This window comes from Pseudonocardia kujensis (assembly GCF_021283305.1).
Taxonomy (GTDB): Bacteria; Actinomycetota; Actinomycetes; order Mycobacteriales; family Pseudonocardiaceae; genus Pseudonocardia; species Pseudonocardia kujensis.
The window spans coordinates 15,090-36,994 of record NZ_JAJSOK010000073.1; the positions used below are offsets into that span (position 1 = coordinate 15,090).

A 21,905-nucleotide genomic window follows, 5' to 3' on the forward strand; every position below is an offset into this window, starting at 1 on the left:
CGATTACCGTTTCGAGGAGTGTCAGCCGGGGCGATCGCGGAGTCACCATCCACGCGGCGTCAGCTCGCCGCCCGAACGCGCCGAATGGCGAGGCGCCCGGCGACGCCACCGCAGCCCGAGGCTAGGGATGCGTTGTCCCGCGGAGGCCAGCTGGGTAGCTTGGGATGGTCGCCGTCACCGAGGGTCGAGGTGGATCCGTGTATGGGCTGTTGATGAGGCTCTCGGCGCTCGACGCCGATGCCGAGCACGCCATCCGGCTCATCAGCTTCTTCGACACTCTGGTCGAGCAACAGGTCAGCGTCGAGGAGCTGGTGCGAAACGCAGCCGTCGTTGCCGAGTGTGCGGTGGGCGTCCAGGATCTCGACGGCGCGTTCGCAATCCGGGCCGCGCCCGACGGTGTGTCCGACACAGGGCGGTCAGGGCCCGAGGCCACGGTCAAGAAGATGGGCCCAGGGCACCAGGTCTGGCTGCAGCGCAGTCCGGACCAGGCCCTACCGCTGGACGAGCTACTCCTCGAACGACTTGCCATCGCCGGGATCGTGACCCTCGGCCGAGGCGAACCGTCTGCACCCGTTCTCGGTGATCCCGCGCTCCTTGAGCTGGTCGTCGGACGTTCGACCGCCGCTCCGGAGCGAACCCGGGCCCTGCATCTCCTGGGGCTCAAGCCGTGCACCAGGCTGACTCTGGTCGCGATGCTGGGACCGGTCGACGCCATCAGCCAGCTGGCGGCCCACCTCGCGGCACCGGCTCGGCCGCTACGCGCGATCATCGGCTCCCTTCACGCGACAGCAGTCGTCGGCGTGCTTCCCGACGAGCTCGAGGTCCCGAACGGCGTGACGGTCGGCGTCGGGACCACGGAGGTGGCCGTAGACGCCGCGGTGTCCTGGGAGAAGGCTGTACGCGCTGTTCGTTACGCCACCGCCCGGACGGGCGCTGCCGACCCCGGCGTCCATCCCGTCGTCCGCGCAGCGGATCTCGGCCCTCTCGAGCTGCTAGCAGGCACACTCCGCAGCGCGGACATCCGTGGTGTGGGCGACATCGACGTTCTCGACGCCCTGGCCGCCGATCCGAGCGGGCGCGACGTGCTGCAGACCTTGGGTGTCGTCGTCGAGGCCGGCTCGCTGCGCGAGGCCGCTCGCAAGCTGCACCTGCACCACAACTCGGTCGCCGCACGCCTGGCACGGGCCGAGGAGCAACTCGGCTACCCGCTCAACCAGCCCACCGGAATCGCGCGGCTCGGTCTCGCGCTGGCGCTTCGCCGTCTGCGCGACACCGACCTGCTGGCGTAGTGGACGACTCGCCGAGCGGCGAGTACATGGTGCACAGGCACCGCCACGTGGCGCGTGACGGGACTCACTGCGTCGAAGAGACTCGGTAACGGCACCAACGGGAGACGACGCCGATCGGCCCCGTCGAGTCTCAGTCTCCGCACCCTGTGCGGCAACCAACGGAGGTTTGCTGTGTCTGTTGCGTCCGAGCGGTCCGAGGCCGTAGAGGAGACGACACCGGCGTCGGTTGATGTGGTCGTGGTGGGCGCGGGCTTCTCCGGCCTGTACGCCATCCACCGCATGCGCAAGGCCGGATTCGACGTGTTGTGCTTCGAGGCCGGCGACGGCGTGGGCGGTACGTGGTACTGGAATCGCTACCCCGGCGCGCGCGTCGACATCGAGAGCGTCCAGTACTCCTATGCGTTCGACGAAGACCTCCAGCAGGACTGGAAGTGGCCCGAGCTGTTCTCCCCCCAAGGAGACCTCGAGGACTACATCAATCACGTCGCCGACCGCTTCGACCTCCGCCGGTCGATACGCTTCAACGCCCGGGTCGACTCGGTCGTCTTCGACGAAGAAGAACGTCGTTGGCAGGTCGGCACCGAAGCCGGCCACCGCGTGAGGGCGAAGTACGTCATCGCGGCGACCGGCCCGTTGGACGCCACGAACGTCCCGTCGTTCCCGGGCATCGACACCTTCGAAGGCGAGTTGCACCACACGTCGCAGTGGCCCCGCGAGGGCGTGGACCTCCGCGGCAAGCGGGTGGGAGTTATCGGGACCGGTTCCACCGGCGTCCAGGTGGTGCCGGAGGTCGCGAAGGTGGCCGGGCACCTGCACGTGTTCCAGCGCACCCCCGCATACACCGTGCCTGCTCACAACCGGGCCCTGGACCCCGATTACGAGCGGGAGTGGAAGGAGAACTACGCGCAGCGCCGGGAGATGATGCGCCACCACCCGAACGCCCTGGTCCTCCCCATGACGCAGCACGGATCCGTCTTCGACCACACCCCCGAGGAGCGGCTCGCGATCCTGGAGGAGGCATGGCGGTCCCGAAGCGGCCTGCTCTTCTTCTTCCTGTTCAACGACGTGTTGACCGACATCAGGGCGAACGAGGTCGTGGCAGAGTGGTTCCGCGGCAAGATCCGCGAGATCGTGAAGGACCCCGAGGTGGCTGAACTTCTCTGCCCCACCACCTACCCCTTGGGGTCGAAGCGACTCAGCATCGACAGTGGCTACTACGACACGTTCAACCGCGACAACGTCACCCTCGTCGATGTGCGCCGCGATCCCATCGTGGAGCTCACCCCGAAGGGCATTCGCACCGAGGAAGCCGAGTACGACCTCGACGTGCTGATCCTGGCGACCGGGTTCGACGCGATGACGGGTTCGCTGCTGCGGCTCAACGTCGTCGGGGCAGGTGGAGTCCCACTGCGCGAGAAGTGGTCGGGCACACCCTGGAACTACCTCGGCCTCATGGTGTCGGGTTTCCCGAACATGTTCCTGGTCCACGGGCCAGGCAGCCCGAGCGTTCTGGCGCAGATGGTGACCCAGAGTGAGTACCAGATCGACTGGATCGCCGATCTCCTCTCTCACATGGAGCAGGAGGGCCTCGAGACCGTCGACACGACAACGGAGGCCGAGCGCACCTGGTGCGCCGAGGTGACCGAGCTGGCCAACGGGACGCTGTTCCCCCTCGCCGACTCCTGGCAGAAGGGAGCGAACATCGAGGGGAAGCCACAGAGCTACATGATCTGGGTCGGGGGGTTCGACGCCTTCGCCGACCGCTGCGACCAGGTTGCAGCCGCCGGCTACGACGGCTTCGTCCTCAAGCCCTGACGCCACGCGGTACTGCCGATACGAAGGAGAGACGACGAATGACGTCGCTGTCGGTCGAGGATCGACTCCTGATCCACGACCTGATCGCCCACTACAGCCGCGGTCTCGACACCCAGCGCCGGGACGAGTTCCTCGGCGTCTTCTGGTCCGACAGCGTGCTCGACAGCTCGTTGGCCGGCGGCGAGTTCGTCGGCCACGACGGGATTGCCGAGTGGTACGACCACGTGCACAGCGAGCCGGACTTCGAGCCGTTCCTGTGGGGCCAACACCGGCCGGCCAACGTGATCATCGAGGCGAGTGGCGCTGACGCGGCCCACGTCTGGTGCCAGTTCGAGCTGCTCACTCGGCTCGACGGGGTGCCGCGGATCGCCGCTTACGGCGAGTACGACGACACCGTGACCAAGCGCGCCGGTGAATGGCGCTTCAGCCGTCGGATCATCCGGATCGCAGCCAACGCGGCCACCCCGACCGGTGCGTCCTAGGAGGCCGAGCATGTCTGGACGACTCGAGGGGAAGATCGCCTTCATCACCGGAGCGGCCCGCGGGCTCGGTCGCAGTCACGCGGTCCGGCTGGCCGAAGAGGGCGCGAACATCATTGCCGTGGACCTCTGCGCACCGCTGGAGACCGTCGACACCTACCCCCCGGCGACCGAGGCGGACCTCGCGGAGACCGTCCGTGCCGTCGAGAAACTCGATCGACGCATCGTCGCCTCGGTCGCGGACGTCCGCGACGGCGCCGCCCTCGCCGAGACCGTCACCTCGGCGGTCGCGGAGCTCGGCGGCCTCGACATTGCGGTCGCGAACGCCGGCATTGTGAGCTTCGGGTCCACACTCGAGCTCGAGGAGCGAGCCTGGCGGGAGGTGCTCGACGTCAACCTGACCGGTGTCTGGAACACCGCGCGGGCGGCGCTCCCGCACCTCGTCGAGCGGGGCGGGGGATCGCTGACCTTCATCAGCTCCATCGGTGGGCTGCGCGGTATGCCGAACGTGGGACATTACGTCTCCGCCAAGCACGCGATCGTCGGGCTGATGCGCACGATGGCCAACGAGTTCGCGTCCCAGCGGATCAGAGTGAACACGGTGCACCCCACGAACGCCGACACCGACATGATCCAGAATCCCGGCACCTACCGCATGTTCGCCCCCGATGCGGCGGAGCCCTCCCAGGAGGCCGCTCTGCCGGCTTTCCTCTCGCTCAACGCGATTCAGGTCCCGTGGGTCGAACCGGTCGACATCAGTAACGCGGTGCTGTTCCTCGCCAGCGACGAGGCCCGCTACATCACGGGGGTCACCCTCCCGGTCGACGCCGGCGCGCTCGTCAGGTAGGAAGGAGGAGACGACCATGGCCAAGCCCGACCTCGGGCGGTACGGCGTGTTCGGTGTCGGCGCCCCCACCGTGGAGACGGCACGGGAGATCGAGCGGCTGGGCTACGGTGCCTACTGGGTGGCCGGCTCCCCGGCGGCCGAGCTCGACTGGGCCGAGCCCCTGCTGGAAGCCACGGACACCCTTTGCCTGGCTACCGGCATCGTCAACATCTGGACCGCCGACGTTTCCGTCGTCGCCGGGTCGTTTCACCGGATCGACAAGGCGTTCCCCGGACGGTTCCTGCTGGGCATCGGAGCCGGGCACCCCGAGCTGAACCAGGAGTACCGCTCACCGCTCGGTGCACTGAACGAGTACTTGGACGTGCTCGACGCGCACGACGTCCCGGCGGACCGTCGCGTCATCGCCGCGCAGGGCCCCAAGACACTCCGGTTGGCCGCTGCGCGATCCGCGGGCGCCCATCCCTATCTGACCGTGCCGGCGCACACATCCGGAGCCCGGGAACTGCTGGGGCCGGGGGCCTTCCTGGCCCCCGAGCACAAAGCGCTGCTCACGACCGACGTCGAGCGGGCCCGCGCGATCGGCCGCCGCTCCTTCGCCACATCCATCCAGAAGACGAACTACCGATCGAGCTGGAAGCGGATCGGCTTCACCGAGGCCGATCTCGCCGAGGGGGGCAGCGACCGGCTGACCGACGCTGTCGTCGCGCACGGCACCGTCGAGCAGGTGGCGGCCCGGCTGGAGGAGTTCCACGCCGCGGGGGCTGACCACGTCCCCGTACAGATCCTGACCGACGACCACGACGCACTCGACAGCCTCGGGGAGCTGGCGAGGGCTTTGGGTCTCGGTGAGCACCGGAGGACAACGTGACAACGCAGTACGCGGAGGTGCTGACCGCACCGGAGCCCTTGGTCGGCAGGAATGTCGTGGTCGTCGGCGGGGCTTCGGGGTTCGGCCTCGGGGTCGCCCATGCGGCCGCGGAAGCGGGGGCGCGGGTCAGCGTGATCTCGCGTGCCGAGGACTCGGTCGAACGGGCCCTCGACCGGCTGCCCGCGGGCGTCGAGGGACATGTGATCAGCGCCCTCGACCGTCCCGGCCTCGACGCGGTCTTCGGCCGGATTGGGCAGGTCCACCACGTCGCTTATACCGCGGCCGACGCTCCCGTCACGGGCCCGATAACAACACTCCCTGTCGACGAGGTTCGCCGGGCCTTCGAGACGAGGTACTTCGGCGCGCTGACCGTGATCGGTGCGGTGGCACCGCACCTGGACCCGGGCGGCTCGATCACACTGACCAGCGGAGCGGCCGGCGTCCGTCCACGAGCCACGTCCGGGGTGCTCGCGGGCGTCTGCGGCGCGATGGAGGCTCTCGCCCGCGCCCTGGCGATGGAGCTGTCGCCGATCCGGGTCAACGTCGTCCGTCCGGGCTTCACCCGGACCGGGATGTGGGCCGATCTCGATGAGGCGACACGCGAGGCCATGTTCCGGCAGACCGCCGAGACCAACCTCGTCGGGCACGTCGGCGAGGCCGCCGAGGTGGCCCGCGCCTACATCTACTGCATGACCCAGACCTACGCGACCGGATCGATCATCGCGGTCGACGGAGGCTACGCGCTCGTGTGAGCGCCCGTCCCTTCCACGCGGTGCCGCCTCGAAGGAGAGGTGCACGTGACCGTTCCCTCCGTCCTCGACGTGCGTCGGCTCACCAAGACGTTCCCGGGAACGACGGCGCTCGACGCCGTCGACCTCGAGGTCCGTGACGGCGAGATCCACGCCCTCGTCGGCCAGAACGGGTCGGGCAAGTCGACCCTGATCAAGGTCCTGGCCGGCTACCACACCCCCGACCCGGGCTCGGAGATCCGACTCGCAGGGGAACCCCTGACCCACTCCAACCTCGCAGGTCATGACCGTCTGCGGTTCGTGCACCAAGACCTCGGACTGGTGTTGGAGCTCTCGACCGTGGACAACCTGGCGCTGCGCAGTGAGTTCCTCACCAGCGCCGGTCGCGTCCGCTGGCGGGCTCAGGTGAGGCGCACCCATCAGCTCCTCGCGGACTTCGCCGTGGACCTCGATGTCCACGCACCGCTGTCGGCGGCCACCCCGGTCCAACGGACGGTCGTCGCGATCGCCGCGGCCTTGGCGGGCTGGGACGGCGGGGCCGGGTTGCTCGTCCTCGATGAGCCCACCGCGGTCCTCCCGCCGGGCGAAGCGGCCCACTTGCTCGAGATCGTTCGAGGCGTTCGCGCGCGCGGGACGAGCATCCTGTACGTGTCGCACCGGCTGGATGAAGTGTTGACACTGGCGGACCGGGTGACAGTGCTGCGCGGCGGGCGGGTCGTGGCCACCCGGCCGACGGCCGGCCTCGGACCGGAGACGCTCGCCGCCCTGATGGCCGGCGCCGACGTCGACGTGGGCTATCGCGCCGCCCTTCCCCCCGTCGATCGCAATCCCCTGGCCCTCACAGCGCGAAACGTTCGCGGACGCTATCTCGACGGCGTATCGCTGGAGGTGCGCCAGGGCGAGGTCGTCGGGGTTGCGGGGTTGCCCGGCTCCGGAGCTGCCGAGCTCGTACCGGCCCTCGCGGGTGCGGTGGCCGGGGCCGACGGGGAGATCAGCGTCGGCACGGTCGGTGCGGTCCCAGTGGCACGGGCGAATCGGCTCAACCTCCCGATAGTCCCCTCGGACCGGCTGCGCGACGCCGTGCTGCCGGGCATGTCGCTGGCCGAGAACCTGACGATCTCGATTCTCGGGCGCCTGCGCCGTGGGCCGGGTCTCGCGCACTCCCGCGAGCGGAGCACGGTGGCCCGATGGATGGCCGACGTCCGGGTCAAGGCTGCGAGCGAGCGGGTGGGAATCGACACGCTCAGCGGCGGCAACCAGCAGAAGGTGATGTTGGCGCGCTGCCTGGCGCGCGACCCCGACGTCCTCCTGCTCGCCGACCCCACGTCGGGTGTCGATCCCGCCGCCCGTCAGGCGATCTACGAGCTGGTTGCCGAGCGGGCCCGCGCGGGGCTCGCAGTCGTCGTGACCTCCGCCGACGTCGGCGACCTGCTGGCGTTGTGCACCCGTGTGCTCGTGCTGGGCAACGGCCGCGTCGTGCGGGAGCTGAACGGCGACGAGATCACCGAGCACACCCTGATCCACGCGATGGAAGAGACGGGACAGCGATGACCAACACCCTCGAGCGCCCCGCCGCGTCGCGGCCGCCCGCGACCGAGCGAGTCTGGACACGGTGGGCGACCGCCGTGAGCCCACGGTCCATCGGCGCCGTCTACATCCTGGTGGTGATCGTGGTCGTGTTCAGCATCGCACTGCCGTCCACCTACCCCACCCTCGCCACCGTCAAGCAGGTCGCGAACGGTTACTCGATCACCGCGTTGGCCGCGCTCGCCCTGGTGGTGCCGCTGGCGACCCGCACCTTCGACCTCTCCTTCGCCTACGTGATGACCCTGTCCGGAGTGACGGCGGCGCACTTCGTGGTGCACGGGATGAGCGCTTTCGCCGCGATGCTGCTGGGGATGCTGGTCGCGCTGGTCATCGGGGTGGTCAACGGGCTGGTCGTGGTTGTCATGCGGATCGACTCGTTCATCGGCACTCTGGCCACGGGGTCGCTGGTGCAGGCGTTCATCATCTTCTTCACGAACGCGCAGATCATCTCCGGGGTAGAGCTGGCCGGCGGCTTCTCTCAGCTCGCCCAGGTCCAGATCGTGGGGCTGACCGGACCGGCTGTCTACGCGGTGGTGGTAGCGCTGGTGCTGTGGTTCGTGCTGGAGCACACGGTGGTGGGCAGGCGGATCTATGCCGTCGGCTTCAACCCGGATGCTGCGCGCCTCGCGACGATCGCAGTCGACCGGATCCGCTTCGGCGGGCTGCTGGTGTCGGCCGGCGTCGCTGGTTTCGCCGGGCTGTGCCTGGCCTCGTCGATCTCCGCGGGCTCACCGACGGCGGGCACCGCCTACCTGCTCCCTGCCTTCGCTGCCGTCTTCGTGGGAGCGACGCAGCTCAAGAGGGGCAGGTTCAACGCCTGGGGCACCCTCATCGCCGTCGTCATGCTCGGAGCGGGCACCGTCGGGCTCTCACTGTCCGCCGCCCCCAACTACGCCGCCGACATGTTCACCGGCGTCGTCCTCATCGGTGCGCTCGCCGCCACCGGTCTCCAACGCCGCCGCATCCGCCGCGGCTGATCCCTCTCCCGGAACACAGGAGTTCCCATGCAGAGGAAGTCCCTTCTCGTTCTGCTGGCCGCCGCGTCTGCGGTGATCCTCGCCGCGTGTGGTGGGGGTGGCGGCGGTTCGGCCGCCTCGGCTCCGGTCGACCAGGCCGGTGTCCAACGCGCCGCCGATCTGGTCCAGGGGGCGTCGGTCCGACCCAGCGACCTGAACGTCACCGAGCCGATCGGCAAGCCGGTGCCGCCGGGGAAGGTCGTCGACTTCGTCAGCTGTCCGGCAGCGGACTGCAACGTGATAGCCGGCATGCTCAAGGTGCACACCGACAAGCTCGGCTGGACGCTCAACGTGCTGACGACCGACGGCAGCCCCGGCTCACAACAGCAGGCGTTCGCCCAGATCGTCCGAGACCGGGCCGACGGCGCCATCTACATCGGCATCGATCGGGGCGTGTACGAACGCTACCTGCCGGAGCTGCAGGCCAACGGCACGTGGATGGTCAGCGTGTGCTCGACCAACCCGCAGGGTAACGGTATCGACTTCGCCATCTGTACCCCCGACCAGCAGCGCGAGACCGGCCGGCTGATGGCGGCCTCGGTGATCTCGCACAGCGGTGGCCGAGCGAACGCCGTCTACGTCAACGTACCGGCGTTCGACAACCTCTCGAAGCTGCAGGACGAGTTCCTCGCGTCGATGAAGGAGCTGTGCCCCGCCTGTCCGACGGCGTCCCAGGATGTGCCCATCACAGCGCTCGGCAACGGCGTGCCGCAGCTCGTCGTCGGCTACCTGCGCGCACACCCCGACGTGGACTATGTGGTGCTGGCCATCGACAGTCTCGCCTCCGGTCTTCCCGCGGCCCTGAAGGCGGCCGGCCTGGACCACGTCGAGATCGTCGGCCAAGGCGGCGGTGACACCACGTGGCAGTACATCAAGACCGGCGAGCAGTTGGCGTCGGTCCCGTGGCCGTACGTCGAGACCTACCTCGCGGGGTTGGACTCGATCGTCCGGCACGTGACCGGAGTGCAGGCGGCGCCGTCGCAGCTTCCGCGGTTCTGGATCGTCACGAAGAACAACGTCGCCGAGACCGACCTGAAGGTCGACGGCATCACCCCGGTGGTCATCGGTGCCGACGCGAAGTTCGCCCAGCTGTGGGGCGCGTCGAGCTGACGACCGGGCGGTCGCTGAACGTGAGCAGGGCCCCGGGCTGGTGGAGGCGGCGACATTCCGCCGGCGCCCTGGGTCCCGCTCCGTCTCGGCCGCTCATGTCGGTCGTCAGGGTTCCTCGCGCGGACGCAGGGCCGGCCCGAGCACTCTGGTCAGCGTCGTCTCCAGGTGGGAGACGTCCTCCTGCAGTAACCGCAGTGCAGCCCACGGACCTGCCTCGACCTCCCGGCCGGCACACCGACGGACGCCTCCCATCAGCATGTCCAGCAGCACGTCGGCGATCTGCTCGGGATCGTCGTCGCTGTACGGGCGGTACCACCAGATGACCCAGTTGGCCGCGCCGATCATGCCGAGCGCCACTGTGCGGGCGGGGAGTGGGCGGAGTCTGCCGGCGGCGATCCCGTCCTCGACCATCTCGGTGAGCAGCTGGAGGATCCGGTGGCGAGCCTGTCTGTTCGCCGCGGTGATCTCGGCCTGGAGGCTCAGCTCGTTCCGGTCGAGGAGGCGGATGCGGGCGGCGTTGCGGGCGTTGTGGACGATGATCTCGCGAAGTGCGGTCTCGAGTCGTTGGTCGGCGGGCAGGTCCGTCCGCGCGCCGGTGTCCTCGAGGATCCGCACCCACCGAGCCACGATGTCTCGGGTGAGCTCGACGAGGAGCTCGTCCTTGCTCCGCACGTAGTGATAGAGCGCCGGTCTGCTGATGCCCATCGCGTCGGCCACGTCCTGCAACGTCGTCGCCGCGAAGCCGCGCTCCGCGAACAGCTGGGCGGCCGTGTCGAGCAGTTCCTTGGAGATGAGCCGTCGACGGCTGGTGCTGTTGGGCATGTGACATGGCTCCATCGGCAGGTCCGGTGCAGCAGATCGCAGCACAGTTGCCATCCGTTGGCCAGCTCGACCGTCGGACACACGTGCCCTTCGGCGGAGGATGCGTCGGTGTCCGGATTTCGACGGGCAGGTCGGGCGGGAGTCGGCGCCCGTGGCACTCCTGCCGGTTCGTCACCGAGCGGCCAAGTCCGGATGAGCAGGATGCGCATTTTCGCGGAGCCAGGTTGCCGAGTCAGAGCTGCCTTGGTGTCGTCCCGTTCGCAGGAACCGAGAGTCTCAGCGTCGAGGAGCACAGTGTCCGGTCTTCACGTCACCCGCGAGTTCGATGTGCCTCTGAGCAGCGAGGCGTCTGCGCGACAGGACGTCGTCGACGCCTTCTTCGCCGACCTCGTCGATGGGCGGGTCGATCGATGCCTCGAGATATGCACGCCTGATGTGGACATGGAGTTGCCGTTCCAGGCGCCCGGCCTGACCCGTCGGTGCCGGGGAGTCGGGGAGCTGCGGGAGCTCCTCGAGTGGGCGGTCGACTTCTTCGATCCCTTCCGCATCGCCCGGGGACAGGTCTGGGAACTGGTGCCCGACGGCCTCGCCGTCCAGTACCGGAGTGACTGCGTTGCCCGCGCGACGAGGCGGACGTACCAGAACACGTACCTGGGACTCTTCTGGATCTCGGAAGGTCGGATCGCCCGATGGCTCGAATACTGCGACCCGCTCGCGACTCTGGTCGCGGTCGGTGGGGACAAGGGGAGCGCGAAGGGGTGAGCGGGGGTGCCACGAGTGGATGGACACGACGACGCTGTGGAGAACCTCATGCACACGTTCCCGCCCGCCGAACCGCGCGGAGTGGCCGTCCGGGACCGAATCCGTGACCTGCCGAACTCACCTCGGAGCTCCGCCAGCCTGGCCGACCCGATCTGGGCGTTCGCCCGCTGCCTGCCCGATCGGACGGCCCTGATCGACCCCGCGGAAAGCCTCACCTGGGCTGCGTTCGCCGACCGTTGCCGCGCGATGGCGCGCGGGCTGAACCGCCTCGGGGTCGGGCGGGGCGACGTGGTCGCCGTGGCGGACCGGTTGTGCGTGGACTACGTCTGCCTCTACTACGCGACCGCCCACATCGGTGCCGTCCTCGTCCCGCTGAACATCAGCCTTCCCGCCGCGGGCGTGGGTCTGCAGGTGCGACGGACCCGGCCCATGCTGATCGCGTGCGCTGCCGAGTTCCGGCCGCTACTCGACGACGTCGCGGTTCCGGTGGCCGTGAGCTCGGTCCAGCGAACCTGGGGACGCTCGCTCTGCCAGAACGACGACGGACTGCCCTCGGGGGGCGGTGATCTCGACGACCCGCACTTGATCATCTTCACCAGCGGAACCACGGGAGTACCCAAGGCGGCGGTCCTGAGTCAGCGGGGGACGCAGGCCGACGCGTACGCGGGGGCGCTGGCGGCGGGCCTGCGCGCCACCGACCGATTGTATGCCTACCAGCCGCCTTACCACACCGGGACCTGGTCGATCATGCGCCAGTACGTGCTGGTCGGGGCCTCGATGGTGCTGGCTCCCTCCTTCGACCCGCAACGCGCGATCGAGGCCTTCCAGCGCCATCGATGCACATGCCTGTTCGCCGTCCCGCTCGTCCTGCAGGACATCGTCGACGCGCCGGCCTTCGCGCAGGCCGACCTCTCGAGCCTGCGTCATGTCGTGTTCGCGAGCTACGACGCGACCGCCGTGGTGGGGCCCGCGCTGAAGCGGATCCGCACGCAGGGGGCGGCGCGGCTCACGGCCGAGCACATCTACGGGCTCACCGAGAACAGCGCCTTCATCTCCACTGCGCGCGCCGAGGACTGCGAGCACGACCTGGGGACGGTCGGGACCCCGGTGCCCGGCGTGACGGTCACCATCCGGGCCCCGGACGGGGCCGAGCTACCGCGAGGTGAGACGGGGGAGATCTGTGTGCGTTCGCAGAGCGTCATGATGGGCTACCTCGACGACGAAGCGGCGACCGCCACCGCGTTCGAGGGCGGCTGGTTGCACACCGGCGACCTCGGCACCATCGGGTCGGACGGCATGCTCCGGATCATCGGCCGGCTCAAGGAGATGATCAGGACCGCGGGGGTGAACGTCTACCCGCGCGAGATCGCCGCGACGCTCGCCGAGCACCCGGCCGTGCGTGACTGCGCAGTCTTCGGTGTCCGCGACGACCGCTACGACGAGCGGGTGGTCGCCGCCGTGACACCGCGGGACGGGCACGCGGTGACGGAGGCCGAGATCACGACGTGGTTGAGGCTGCGGCTCGCCGGCTACCAGACCCCCCGCCAAGTGCTCGTCCTCGCGGAACTCCCGAAGACCCCGGCCGGGAAGACGGCCACGACGAGACTGATCGAACTCGCCGAGGGTGCGCACGCGCGCCGGGTCACGGACACCACAGCGTGAGCGCGAAGCGGGAGGACAGTCCGGCCGTCGGGACCCGACCTCCTCAGGGGATGCGGGCAGCGCGGGCGAGATGGCACCGCAGCAGGGGATCGAGTCGGCGGGGGACCACCTCCCGCATCACGATGGCCGTGTCGGTACGGACGACGCCCGGAATCGCCAGGATCGCCGACGCGACACGGTACAGATCGCTCGTGTCCTGGGCCACCACGTGCGCCAGGAGGTCCGGCCGCCCGCTCAGCCCCTGGACCTCCATGACCTCGGCGATCTCCGCGAGGTGTCCGGCCACGGCGTCGAGCTGCTGCTGCACCACCTCGATCGAGACGAAGGCACGCAGCGGGTAGCCGAGATGACTCGGGTCGAGGCCACCGCCGAGCGGCCCCAGGCCCGTCAGCCGGTCGAGCCGCGCGAGATGCGCCTGAACCGTGTTCCGCGACAACCCGAGTCGTTGCGCCAGGGCGAGGACCGTCGCCCGAGGGTCCGTCTCCAGCTCCAGCAGCAGGCGGGCATCGATGGCCGACAACAGCTTGTCCGCCGCCATGGCACTCCCTCGTCGCTCGTCCGGGCCGACCTGCACGGCTCTGGTCCGGCTTCGTGACGCTACCAAGCGGCGACCCGACGCCGGGCCGCCGTCCAGTTCGTCCCTGTTCAGCGTCGATCACAGGAGACCATCATGACTCCGACCTCAGCCCGGCACCGACTGACCCGCATCGCACTCGCCGCGGGTCTCGCCGTCACGCTCTCCGCCTGCTCGACCGGCGCCTCAGGCGGCGGCGCCGACGCCACTGGAGTCACCGCGGACACGATCGCGCTGGGTACCTCCCTGCCGCTCTCGGGTCCGGCCGGAACCGTGTGCCGACCGGTGAACGACGCAGCCGCGGCGTGGTTCAAGCACGTCAACGACACCGGCGGAATCCACGGACGCAAGATCGAACTCACCGTCCTCGACGACCAGTACCTCGCCCCGCAGGCCCTGACCAACGCCCGCGAGCTGGTCCGCAAGCCCGTGCTCGCGATCTTCGGCGGGTGCGGCACCATCCAGCCGCCGGCGATTCAGAGTGTCGCCGAGCCGGCGGGCGTGCCGTTCCTGTTTCCGACGGCGAGCGTGCCCGACCTGTCCTCGGCCTCGAACGCGTTCCTCGCGCTGCCGTCCTACGACCAGCAGATGAACGCCCTGACCGACTACTCCATGCAGACCTTCGGGCCTGGTTCGGTCTACATCCTCGCGCAGCAGCTGCCGGGCGTCGACGACATCACCGCCGCGGTCACCCGGGCCGCCACCGCGCACGGGGCGCAGGTCCTCGGCACGGACATCACCACCGCCGGGCAGGCCGACTTCGCCCCGGCGATTCTGAAGATCAAGCAGGCTGCGCCGGACTACCTGGTCGTCATCCAAGGAACCGACGGTGCGCGGGTGCTCGACGGCATCGCCAAACAGGGTGCGTTGCCGAAGAAGAAGATCCTGGGCTTCTCGGCCATCCTCACCCAGGGCGTCCTCGAGACCTCCAAGGCGCTGCCGCCCGGCATGCTGGTGGCGGCGTCGGGTGTCGACACCCCGAACAGCCCCGGGATGAAGACCTGCCGCGACGTGATGGACCAGGTCGCGCCCACCCTCGCGGAGGACATCAACGCCACCTTCGCTTGCGCGGCAGCCCAGGCCATGACCAGCGCGCTCGACGCCGCGGGTCCGCAGCCGACGCGACAAGCGCTGACGGACGCGTTGCTGTCCTGGAAGGACTTCCCGGCCTCGCCCGCCTTCCGGCCGATGACCTTTACCGCCGACCAGCGCGTCGGGCAGCGCGAGATCTTCGGGGTGACCGTCTCCGACGGATCCCTCGACAAGCTCGCCACGATCGCGCTGCCGGGCTCGGGGAGCTGACGATGGAGCTCCTGCTCGGCGGACTGATCAGCGGGCTCGTCAGCGGGCTGCTGTACAGCCTGCTCGGGTTCGCCACGATCATTCTCTACAAGTGCACCGGTGTCGCGAACTTCGCGGTCGGCGTGCTGGCCACGGTGGCCGTCTTCGCGGCGTACCGCACGATCGATCTCGTCGGGTTCCGCGTCGCGATCGTCCTCGCACTCGTCGCCGCAGCGCTCCTCGGCGCCGCCGTGTATGCGATCGCGATCCGGCCACGGTCCGACGCCGGCCACCTCAACCTGACGATCCGAACCTTCGGAATCCTGCTCGTCGTGCTCGCGGTCCTCAACGCCACCTGGGCGAACGGCCAACCCTTCACGTTCCCGTCGATCTTCTCGACGTCGAACGCTCTGACACTGGGCGGGGTGGCCATCGCCTGGAACACCATCGGGGCGCTCTGCGTCGGTCTGGTGCTCGTCGCGATCTTCCTGGTCGTGTTCCGCTCCACCGGCGTGGGGCTCCTGTTCATCGCGACGGCGAGCGATCCGGAGGTCGCCCGGATCCTTGGTGTGCGGACGGGCCGGCTGGCGTTGCTCGCGTGGGCCATGTCGAGCGTCGTCGCAGCGTGCGTCGGCCTGCTCGTCGCCCCAACCTCGCTGTTGTCCTCGGACATGCTCGACCCTTACCTGTTGATCGGTTTCAGCGCCGCCGCGGTCGGGGGGCTGTCCAGCCTCTACGGCGTCTTCGTCGCGGGTCTGGTCATCGGGGTCGTGGGGAACGTGTCCTCGTTGTACCTCACGCCCGACGTCGGCACGATGATCGTCTTCGCCGTCCTCCTCGCGACCCTGTCGGTCAGACCATGGGGTCTGTTCGGTCGCGCCTCGATCCAGCGCCTCTAGCGGAAGGTGTGTTCCAACAATGTTCACGAGCAGAGCACGGAGCATCCGACTCACGCCGATCCTGGTGACGTTCGGACTGCTCGCCTTGGTCCCCGTCGTCCTGCCGTCGACCGCGACCGCGGCCGTGACCCTGGGGCTCGTCTACGCCATCGCCGCAGTAGGCATCGACATCTTCTCCGGCTACGGCGGCCAACTCACCTTCGGCAACTTCGGGTTCGTGGCCGTCGGCGCCTACACGAGCGCCGTCCTCGCCACCGACCATGGCTGGAACGTCTGGCTCACCCTGCCCGTCGCGATCCTCGTCCCAGCTCTGCTGGGCCTGCTGCTGTCACTACCTGCGGTCAAGGTGGCCGACCTCGGCACCGCGCTGATCACGTTCTTCTTCGCCTATCTCGTCCATCAGCTCCTGAGCGGTCGGACGTTCGCGTGGCTGACCCATTCCGCCGACGGCATCCGCGTGGAGACCGCCGAGATCTTCGGCACGGATCTCAGCGACCCGGTCACCCTGTTCTACGTCGCCGGCGGCTCCTTGCTCGTGGTGTGTGTCCTGTCGTGGCGCTACGCCACCAGCCGGGCGGGGATCGCCCTGCGCGTGATCAAGCGGAGCCCCGTCGTCGCGCAGGCGAACGGCGTGACGGTGAACAGAGCGCGGCGGGCGGCGCTGACCTACTCGGCAGCCACCGCCGGTCTCGCCGGGTTCCTCTACGCCCAGGCCGCCGGCTACCTCGCCCCGGAGAGCTTCGGAACGCTGATGTCGGTCAACCTCATGGCGATGGCGGTCCTCGGCGGACTCGGGTCGATCCTCGGCCCCGTCCTCGGGTGCCTGTTCTATGCGGTGGTCAACCAGTCGACACTCGGCGACGCCGGCCTGCTCAGCGCAACCTTCCCGGTTGCCATCCTGCTTGCGCTCATCCTGTTCCCCGAAGGCGTCTACGGGTTCGCGGAACGCCTCGTCGGGTGGCTCGGACCCGTCAAACGAGAGGGCGGTCGGGCGGTCGTGGCCGCCACGGAGGGTCCTCCGCCCGAGCCCGCGAGCGACGACGACGACCACGCTCACCCAGGAGAGCTCGTCGTCGAGGACGTCTCGGTGGCGTTCGGAGGCGTCAAGGCGGTCTCCGATGTCTTCCTGCGTGCGGCGCCGGGGGAGATCCTCGGCATCATCGGTCCGAACGGCGCGGGGAAGACGACGCTGCTGAACTGCATCTCCGGCGTGCAGCCGCACTCCGGTCGGATCCTGCTGGACGGCCGGCTGCTCAGCGGGCAGGACGCCCGCGCGATCCGGCGAGCCGGCCTGACCCGGACCTTCCAGCATCCTTCGCTGATCGGCGACCTGACCGTCGTGGAGAACGTGAGCGTCGGGGCAAGCTCAGGCGTGTCCGCAGGGAGCCTGGGCGGGCTTCTGCCCACCCGCGCCTCCCGCCGCGACGCGCAGGTCTCCCGCCGCAGAGCGAACGCTGCGCTGGATCTTCTCGGCTTTCCCCAGTCCCGCCGCACGGTACTCGCGGCGGAGCTTCCCCTGGCGGAGCAGAAGACGGTGGACGTGGCCCGTGCCATCGCGAGTCGACCGGCAGTGATCTTGCTCGATGAGCCCACAGCCGGTCTCGACGAGACGGAGATGCACGCGATGGCGACCGCGTTGCGCTCCGTGCGCGACTCCGGGGTCACGATCGTCGTCGTCGCCCACCACATCGAGTTCCTCCGCGGCATTGTCGACCGGCTCGTCGTGCTCGAGTTCGGCCGCACTCTCGCGGAGGGGCCGCCGGACGAGGTCCTGCGCCACGAACGCGTCGTCGAGACCTACATCGGAGCCTCACGTGCCTGAGCGACTCTCCGTCCGAGACCTGTCCGTGCGCTTCGGTGCAGCGAGCGTGCTGCGGAACGTCGACCTCGAGGTCGAGCCGGGGGACGTCATCGGTCTCGTGGGGCCCAACGGTTCGGGAAAGAGTACGACCCTACGGGCGATCTGCGGGCTGATCGTGCCGTCGGCCGGGTCGATCGAGGTGGACGGCGTCCGGTACGCGGGCCGTCCGGACCGGATCGTCGCCGCCGGGGTGAGCTACGTGCCGGAGGGCCGCGGGATCTTCGGCGGCCTCACGGTGAGGCAGAACATCGCCGTGGGCGCGCTGGGCGCTGGGCACCGGCTGCGTGCCCCGGACGAGACCCGCATCCTCGAGCTGTTCCCTCGCCTCCAACCCCTGGCGGACACCACGGCGGGCCTGCTCAGTGGCGGCGAGCAGCAGATGCTCGCCATCGCCCGCGGCCTCGCCGCCCGGCCGACGTTCCTGCTCACCGACGAACTGAGCCTGGGTCTTTCCCCGGCGATGACCAGGAGCATCCTCGAGCTGCTCGTCGCGCAGGCCCGCGAGCACGGACTCGGTCTGCTCCTGGTGGATCAGAACGCCGCACTGCTCGACGAGTTCTGCTCGGCCCTGCACGTGCTGCGGCGAGGCGAACTCGTGCACTCCGTCACCGCGCACGACGCCGTTCTCCGCGAGGCGTACTTCGGCTCGGCCTGAACGGACCCGCTCGGCACAGGCCGGGATCGGCCTGCGACCACCGGAGCGCCCCGCCCGTCACGGCGCGGTCGCCGCCTGGCTCGACCCTCCTCGTGGGGTGGCGCCAGGTGGAGGGTGACGTGCACCGGGCAGGGCCCGAAGACTCAGCAGAGGCAGAGAAAGGACGACCATGGCACTGTCGAGCGACATCGATCTTCCTGGCTCCACGACGGAGAACGGGAAGATCCGCCGGGAGTTCGTCGACCGGCTCTTCGATGACTTCAGCAACGGGCGGATCGACGAGTGCGTCGCTGCGTTCACCGCGGACCTCAAGATGGAGGTTCCCTGGCAGGCCCCGGGGATGACGCGCAAATGCCGCACGCCGGAGGAACTCCGCGCTCTACTGACCTGGACCTACACCAACTTCGTACCCTTCTCGATCTCCGCGTCGCAGAGCTGGGAGCTCGAGTCGGACGGGCTGGCGGTCATCTACGCCACCGACGCGATCCGCGAGCGGACCGGCCGTCCGTACAAGAACGAGTACGTCGGCCTGTTCTTCTTCGAGGATGGCTTGATCTCGCGGTGGGTCGAGTACCACAACCCGATGATCACCGTCGTCGCGCTGGGCCGTTGACACGCATGGTCGACATCCGGGAGAGGACGGGCGGGGGCGTCCGGTCGCCCCGGGCGGGGCTCGCTCTGTGGGACGTCGTGCAGTCGCACGCGCGCTACCGCGGCGACCAGATCGCGTTGATCGACGACGAACGCTCGGCCACGTGGAGCGAGTTCGTCGCGCACGCCGGCCGGATGGCAGCAGGCCTGGCCGCACACGGTGTCCGCCGTGGCGACGTGGTCGCCATCGCGGACTCGATGGGCATCGACTACGTGGCTGTCTACTACGCCACCGCGCGCGTCGGTGCGGTGCTCGTGCCGTTGAACACCAGCCTGCATCCGACGTCGGTGCGGTCGTTCATCGAGCGGACGGGAGCGGGGCTGGTCCTGGTCGGCCGGCAGCACGGCGATCTCGTGGAAGCGGCCCCCGGGGTGGAGGTGCTCGGCGGCGGGACGGCGGTGTGGGGGTCTGCGCTCACCGCCGAGGGCGGGACGCCGCCCGAGTCCGATGCCGAGCTCGACGACCCGCACCTCATCATCTTCACCAGCGGGACCACCGGCGTGCCGAAGGCCGCGGTGCTGAGTCAGCGCGCGACCATGGTCGACTCGTTCGCCGGGGCGCTGGCCACAGGGGTGCGCCCCGACGAGCGGCTCTTCGTGTACCAGGCGCCCTACCACGGCGGGACCTGGTCGATGATGCGCCAGTACATGCTGCTCGGCGGCTCCATACTCATGACGCGACGATTCGACGCAGCTGCTGCACTCCGGCTCATCGAGCGCCATCGGTGCCATTCCTTCTTCGCCGTCCCGCTCATGCTGCAGGCCATGGTGGAGGCCGACGGCTTCGAGCAGGCCGACCTGTCCTCGTTGCGCACCGTGGTCTTCGCCAGCTACGACCCGAACGCTTCGGTGCTTCCGGTCGTGGAGCGGATCCGTGGCCGCGGGGCACCTGACATGACGATCGAGCACATCTACGGGCAGACCGAGAACAGCGCCTTCATCGCCAGCGCGCGTCCGGAGGTGTGCGAGCAGCACCTCGCGACCGTGGGCACCCCCGTACCCGGTGTCGTTCTCTCCGTCCAGGACCCGGAGGGCGTGGAGGTCCCCCGCGGGGACGTGGGCGAGATCTGCGTGCGCTCCCACTCGGTCATGGACGGGTACCTGGACGACCCGGAGGCCACAGCGGCGGCGTTCCGGGGCGGCTGGCTGCACACCGGCGATCTGGGCCGGCTCGACGAGGACGGCATGCTGCACATCGTCGGCAGGCTCAAGGAGATGATCCGGACCGGCGGGGTCAACGTGTACCCGCGCGAGGTCGCCGCCCGCCTCGGCGAGCACCCAGCCATCCGGGACTGCGCGGTCTTCGGGGTGCCCGATCCGCGCTACGACGAACGGGTGGTCGCCGCGGTCGTGTCGGATGATCCCGGGCTCACCCCGGACGAGGTCGTGCGCTGGGTCCGCGAACGCATGGCCGGCTATCAGACGCCGCGGCAGGTGATCCTGCTGGACGCGCTGCCGAAGACCGCCGCGGGCAAGACCGCAATGGCCGACCTGATCGACCGGGCCCGCCGGAGCGCCGGCGCGGACGGGGAGAGGAGCGCGTCATGAGCCATGCGATCGTGGGGATCGGGGAGACCGCGGTGGGCAGGCAACCGGGCCGCACCGCGGTGGACCTGCAGGCCGAGGCCGTGATCAACGCCTGTGCGGACGCGGGCATCTCGGTGGGTGACCTGGACGGCCTGTTCGACCTCGGGCCCTACTCCCGGCCGTTCCCGATGTTCTCGGCGAGTCTCAACGAGTACCTCGGGATCCGACTCCAGCGGCAGGGCACGATCGACGTCGGCGGTATCCTCTCCCCGATCCACATGATCAACAATGCCGTCGCGGCGATCGAACGGGGTGAGTGCTCGCTGGTCGCCTGCACGTTCGGCGAGGCGGCGGCGACCGGGCGGACCAAGCAAGGCCGAGGTTGGACCATGGCGGCCGACGACCTGGAGTTCGAGGCCCCGTTCGGGCTGGTCGGCTCCGTGGTTCCGTACGCGCTGGTGATGGCGCGTCACATGGCCGAGCACGGCACTTCGCCCGAAGGGTTCGGTGCGGTGGCCATGGCCGCTCGTCGGCACGCCGCGTTGACCGAGAACGCTGTGATGCGCGGGCCGATGACGATGGACGACTACCTGTCGTCGCGGCCGATCGCGTCGCCGATCAAGTTGCTGGACTCGTCGGTGATCGTCGACGGCGGGGGCGCGGTCATCGTGGCGTCGGCCGACGTCGCCCGCGAGCTCGGCGCGGTGCCGGTCAGAGTCCGTTCGTCGGCGATGAACTCGTCGCACCGCAACATCGGTCAGTTTCCGGGCATCGCCGAGCTGCAGATAGAGGAGGTCGGCGCGCGGGCCCTCGCCCAGGCGGGCCTTCGTCTGTCCGACATCGATCTGCTCCAGGTCCACGATGCCTTCACGATCTCGGTGATCGTCTTCCTGGAAGAACTGGGCTTCTGTAAGCGCGGGACGGGTGGGGACTACGCCCTCGAGGGCAACCTGGAGATCGGCGCCCGCTGTCCCGTGAACACCAATGGTGGTCACCTATCCCAGGGGCACGTGGCCGGCATGCTCCACGTGACCGAGGCCGTGCGCCAGCTCCGAGGTCAGGCGGGGGCCCGGCAGCTGCCCGATCCGCGGTTCGTCATGGTCGCCGGGGCAGGCGGCTACTTCGGCATGAACGGCGTCATGGTCCTGGGACGGGAGTGAGGCGAGCGATGTCCGTACACGATCACGTTCCAGTGGCACCCACCGACTGCGCGATGTCGGCGGTGTCGGAGCCGTTCTGGCAGAGCCTCGCCGAGGGGCGCCTGAGCCTCCCGTTCTGCGCTGCCTGCCGAGAACCGTTCTTCTTCCCGCGGCGGTGGTGCCCGAGCTGCTGGTCGTCGGAGCTGTCCTGGATCGACGCAAGCGGGGGCGGCACCCTCTACGCCCGCTGCCTCGTGGAGATGCCCTTCGACGGGCGACCCGGCGAGGAGATCCCGTACGCGGTCGCCCTCG

At 69.4% G+C, this 21,905-nt stretch carries 21 protein-coding genes; 19 read left to right on the forward strand and 2 right to left on the reverse strand.

The features are described from left to right. Nucleotides 1–212 precede the first annotated feature (212 nt). The 9 genes from LWC35_RS32640 to LWC35_RS32680 all read left to right on the forward strand — a co-directional run bounded on the left by LWC35_RS32640 (nucleotide 213) and on the right by LWC35_RS32680 (nucleotide 9,760). The gene (locus LWC35_RS32640; protein ID WP_232874325.1) at nucleotides 213–1,289 is read left to right on the forward strand and encodes a helix-turn-helix domain-containing protein; all 1,077 of its coding nucleotides are present in this window, start codon (nucleotides 213–215) and stop codon (nucleotides 1,287–1,289) included. Between the two features lie 171 nt (nucleotides 1,290–1,460). Next, complete coding sequence (locus tag LWC35_RS32645) at nucleotides 1,461–3,104, forward strand: flavin-containing monooxygenase (protein WP_232874326.1); 1,644 nt, start codon at nucleotides 1,461–1,463, stop codon at nucleotides 3,102–3,104. A gap of 38 nt (nucleotides 3,105–3,142) precedes the next feature. Continuing rightward, nucleotides 3,143–3,586, forward strand: a complete 444-nt coding sequence (locus LWC35_RS32650) for a nuclear transport factor 2 family protein (protein WP_232874328.1) — start codon at nucleotides 3,143–3,145, stop codon at nucleotides 3,584–3,586. A 10-nt stretch (nucleotides 3,587–3,596) separates the two neighbouring features. Continuing rightward, nucleotides 3,597–4,430, forward strand: a complete 834-nt coding sequence (locus LWC35_RS32655; RefSeq protein ID WP_232874329.1) for a mycofactocin-coupled SDR family oxidoreductase — start codon at nucleotides 3,597–3,599, stop codon at nucleotides 4,428–4,430. A gap of 16 nt (nucleotides 4,431–4,446) precedes the next feature. Then, nucleotides 4,447–5,298, forward strand: a complete 852-nt coding sequence (locus tag LWC35_RS32660) for an LLM class F420-dependent oxidoreductase (RefSeq protein ID WP_232874331.1) — start codon at nucleotides 4,447–4,449, stop codon at nucleotides 5,296–5,298. Next, nucleotides 5,295–6,050: an SDR family oxidoreductase gene (locus LWC35_RS32665; protein WP_232874333.1), complete on the forward strand. Its 756-nt coding sequence runs from the start codon at nucleotides 5,295–5,297 to the stop codon at nucleotides 6,048–6,050. The genes LWC35_RS32660 and LWC35_RS32665 overlap by 4 nt, the downstream gene beginning before the upstream one ends. 45 nt (nucleotides 6,051–6,095) lie before the next feature. After that, nucleotides 6,096–7,598, forward strand: a complete 1,503-nt coding sequence (locus LWC35_RS40625; protein ID WP_232874335.1) for a sugar ABC transporter ATP-binding protein — start codon at nucleotides 6,096–6,098, stop codon at nucleotides 7,596–7,598. A gap of 74 nt (nucleotides 7,599–7,672) precedes the next feature. Next, nucleotides 7,673–8,611: an ABC transporter permease gene (locus LWC35_RS32675; RefSeq protein WP_232874337.1), complete on the forward strand. Its 939-nt coding sequence runs from the start codon at nucleotides 7,673–7,675 to the stop codon at nucleotides 8,609–8,611. 27 nt (nucleotides 8,612–8,638) lie between these two features. Beyond that, nucleotides 8,639–9,760 (forward strand): sugar ABC transporter substrate-binding protein, encoded by a 1,122-nt coding sequence (locus tag LWC35_RS32680; RefSeq protein WP_232874338.1) that lies wholly within the window; start codon nucleotides 8,639–8,641, stop codon nucleotides 9,758–9,760. Nucleotides 9,761–9,865: 105 nt separating this feature from the next. Here the strand turns inward: LWC35_RS32680 and LWC35_RS32685 are convergent, their stop codons facing one another. Continuing rightward, complete coding sequence (locus tag LWC35_RS32685; RefSeq protein ID WP_232874340.1) at nucleotides 9,866–10,582, reverse strand: TetR/AcrR family transcriptional regulator; 717 nt, start codon at nucleotides 10,580–10,582, stop codon at nucleotides 9,866–9,868. A gap of 294 nt (nucleotides 10,583–10,876) precedes the next feature. Here LWC35_RS32685 and LWC35_RS32690 point away from each other — a divergent pair, with 294 nt between their 5' ends. Then, on the forward strand, nucleotides 10,877–11,344 hold the full coding sequence (locus LWC35_RS32690) for a nuclear transport factor 2 family protein (RefSeq protein WP_232874342.1): 468 nt from the start codon (nucleotides 10,877–10,879) through the stop codon (nucleotides 11,342–11,344). A gap of 48 nt (nucleotides 11,345–11,392) precedes the next feature. Next, entirely contained in the window at nucleotides 11,393–13,006 is a 1,614-nt protein-coding gene (locus LWC35_RS32695; RefSeq protein WP_232874344.1) for a class I adenylate-forming enzyme family protein, read from the forward strand. 43 nt (nucleotides 13,007–13,049) lie between these two features. On the opposite strand, the gene LWC35_RS32700 is transcribed toward LWC35_RS32695, so the two are convergent. After that, nucleotides 13,050–13,544: an Lrp/AsnC family transcriptional regulator gene (locus tag LWC35_RS32700; RefSeq protein WP_232874346.1), complete on the reverse strand. Its 495-nt coding sequence runs from the start codon at nucleotides 13,542–13,544 to the stop codon at nucleotides 13,050–13,052. A gap of 132 nt (nucleotides 13,545–13,676) precedes the next feature. On the opposite strand from LWC35_RS32700, the gene LWC35_RS32705 reads away from it, so the two are divergent. The 8 genes from LWC35_RS32705 to LWC35_RS32740 all read left to right on the forward strand — a co-directional run. After that, entirely contained in the window at nucleotides 13,677–14,882 is a 1,206-nt protein-coding gene (locus LWC35_RS32705) for an ABC transporter substrate-binding protein (protein ID WP_232874348.1), read from the forward strand. 2 nt (nucleotides 14,883–14,884) lie between these two features. Further along, nucleotides 14,885–15,760 carry a branched-chain amino acid ABC transporter permease gene (locus tag LWC35_RS32710; RefSeq protein ID WP_232874350.1) on the forward strand — a complete coding sequence of 292 codons (876 nt, stop codon included), beginning with the start codon at nucleotides 14,885–14,887 and terminating at the stop codon, nucleotides 15,758–15,760. Nucleotides 15,761–15,824: 64 nt separating this feature from the next. Beyond that, nucleotides 15,825–17,582, forward strand: coding sequence for a branched-chain amino acid ABC transporter ATP-binding protein/permease (locus tag LWC35_RS32715; protein WP_232874352.1), 1,758 nt, complete (start codon nucleotides 15,825–15,827; stop codon nucleotides 17,580–17,582). Beyond that, nucleotides 17,575–18,276: an ABC transporter ATP-binding protein gene (locus LWC35_RS32720; protein ID WP_232874354.1), complete on the forward strand. Its 702-nt coding sequence runs from the start codon at nucleotides 17,575–17,577 to the stop codon at nucleotides 18,274–18,276. The genes LWC35_RS32715 and LWC35_RS32720 overlap by 8 nt, the downstream gene beginning before the upstream one ends. A 169-nt stretch (nucleotides 18,277–18,445) precedes the next feature. Continuing rightward, complete coding sequence (locus LWC35_RS32725) at nucleotides 18,446–18,889, forward strand: nuclear transport factor 2 family protein (RefSeq protein WP_232874356.1); 444 nt, start codon at nucleotides 18,446–18,448, stop codon at nucleotides 18,887–18,889. 5 nt (nucleotides 18,890–18,894) lie between these two features. After that, nucleotides 18,895–20,475 (forward strand): class I adenylate-forming enzyme family protein, encoded by a 1,581-nt coding sequence (locus tag LWC35_RS32730; RefSeq protein ID WP_232874361.1) that lies wholly within the window; start codon nucleotides 18,895–18,897, stop codon nucleotides 20,473–20,475. Further along, on the forward strand, nucleotides 20,472–21,614 hold the full coding sequence (locus LWC35_RS32735; protein WP_232874358.1) for a thiolase C-terminal domain-containing protein: 1,143 nt from the start codon (nucleotides 20,472–20,474) through the stop codon (nucleotides 21,612–21,614). Before LWC35_RS32730 ends, LWC35_RS32735 begins: the two co-directional genes overlap by 4 nt. 32 nt (nucleotides 21,615–21,646) lie before the next feature. Then, nucleotides 21,647–21,905 (forward strand): Zn-ribbon domain-containing OB-fold protein (locus LWC35_RS32740; protein ID WP_232874360.1); only part of this gene is annotated, 259 nt, incomplete at its 3' end.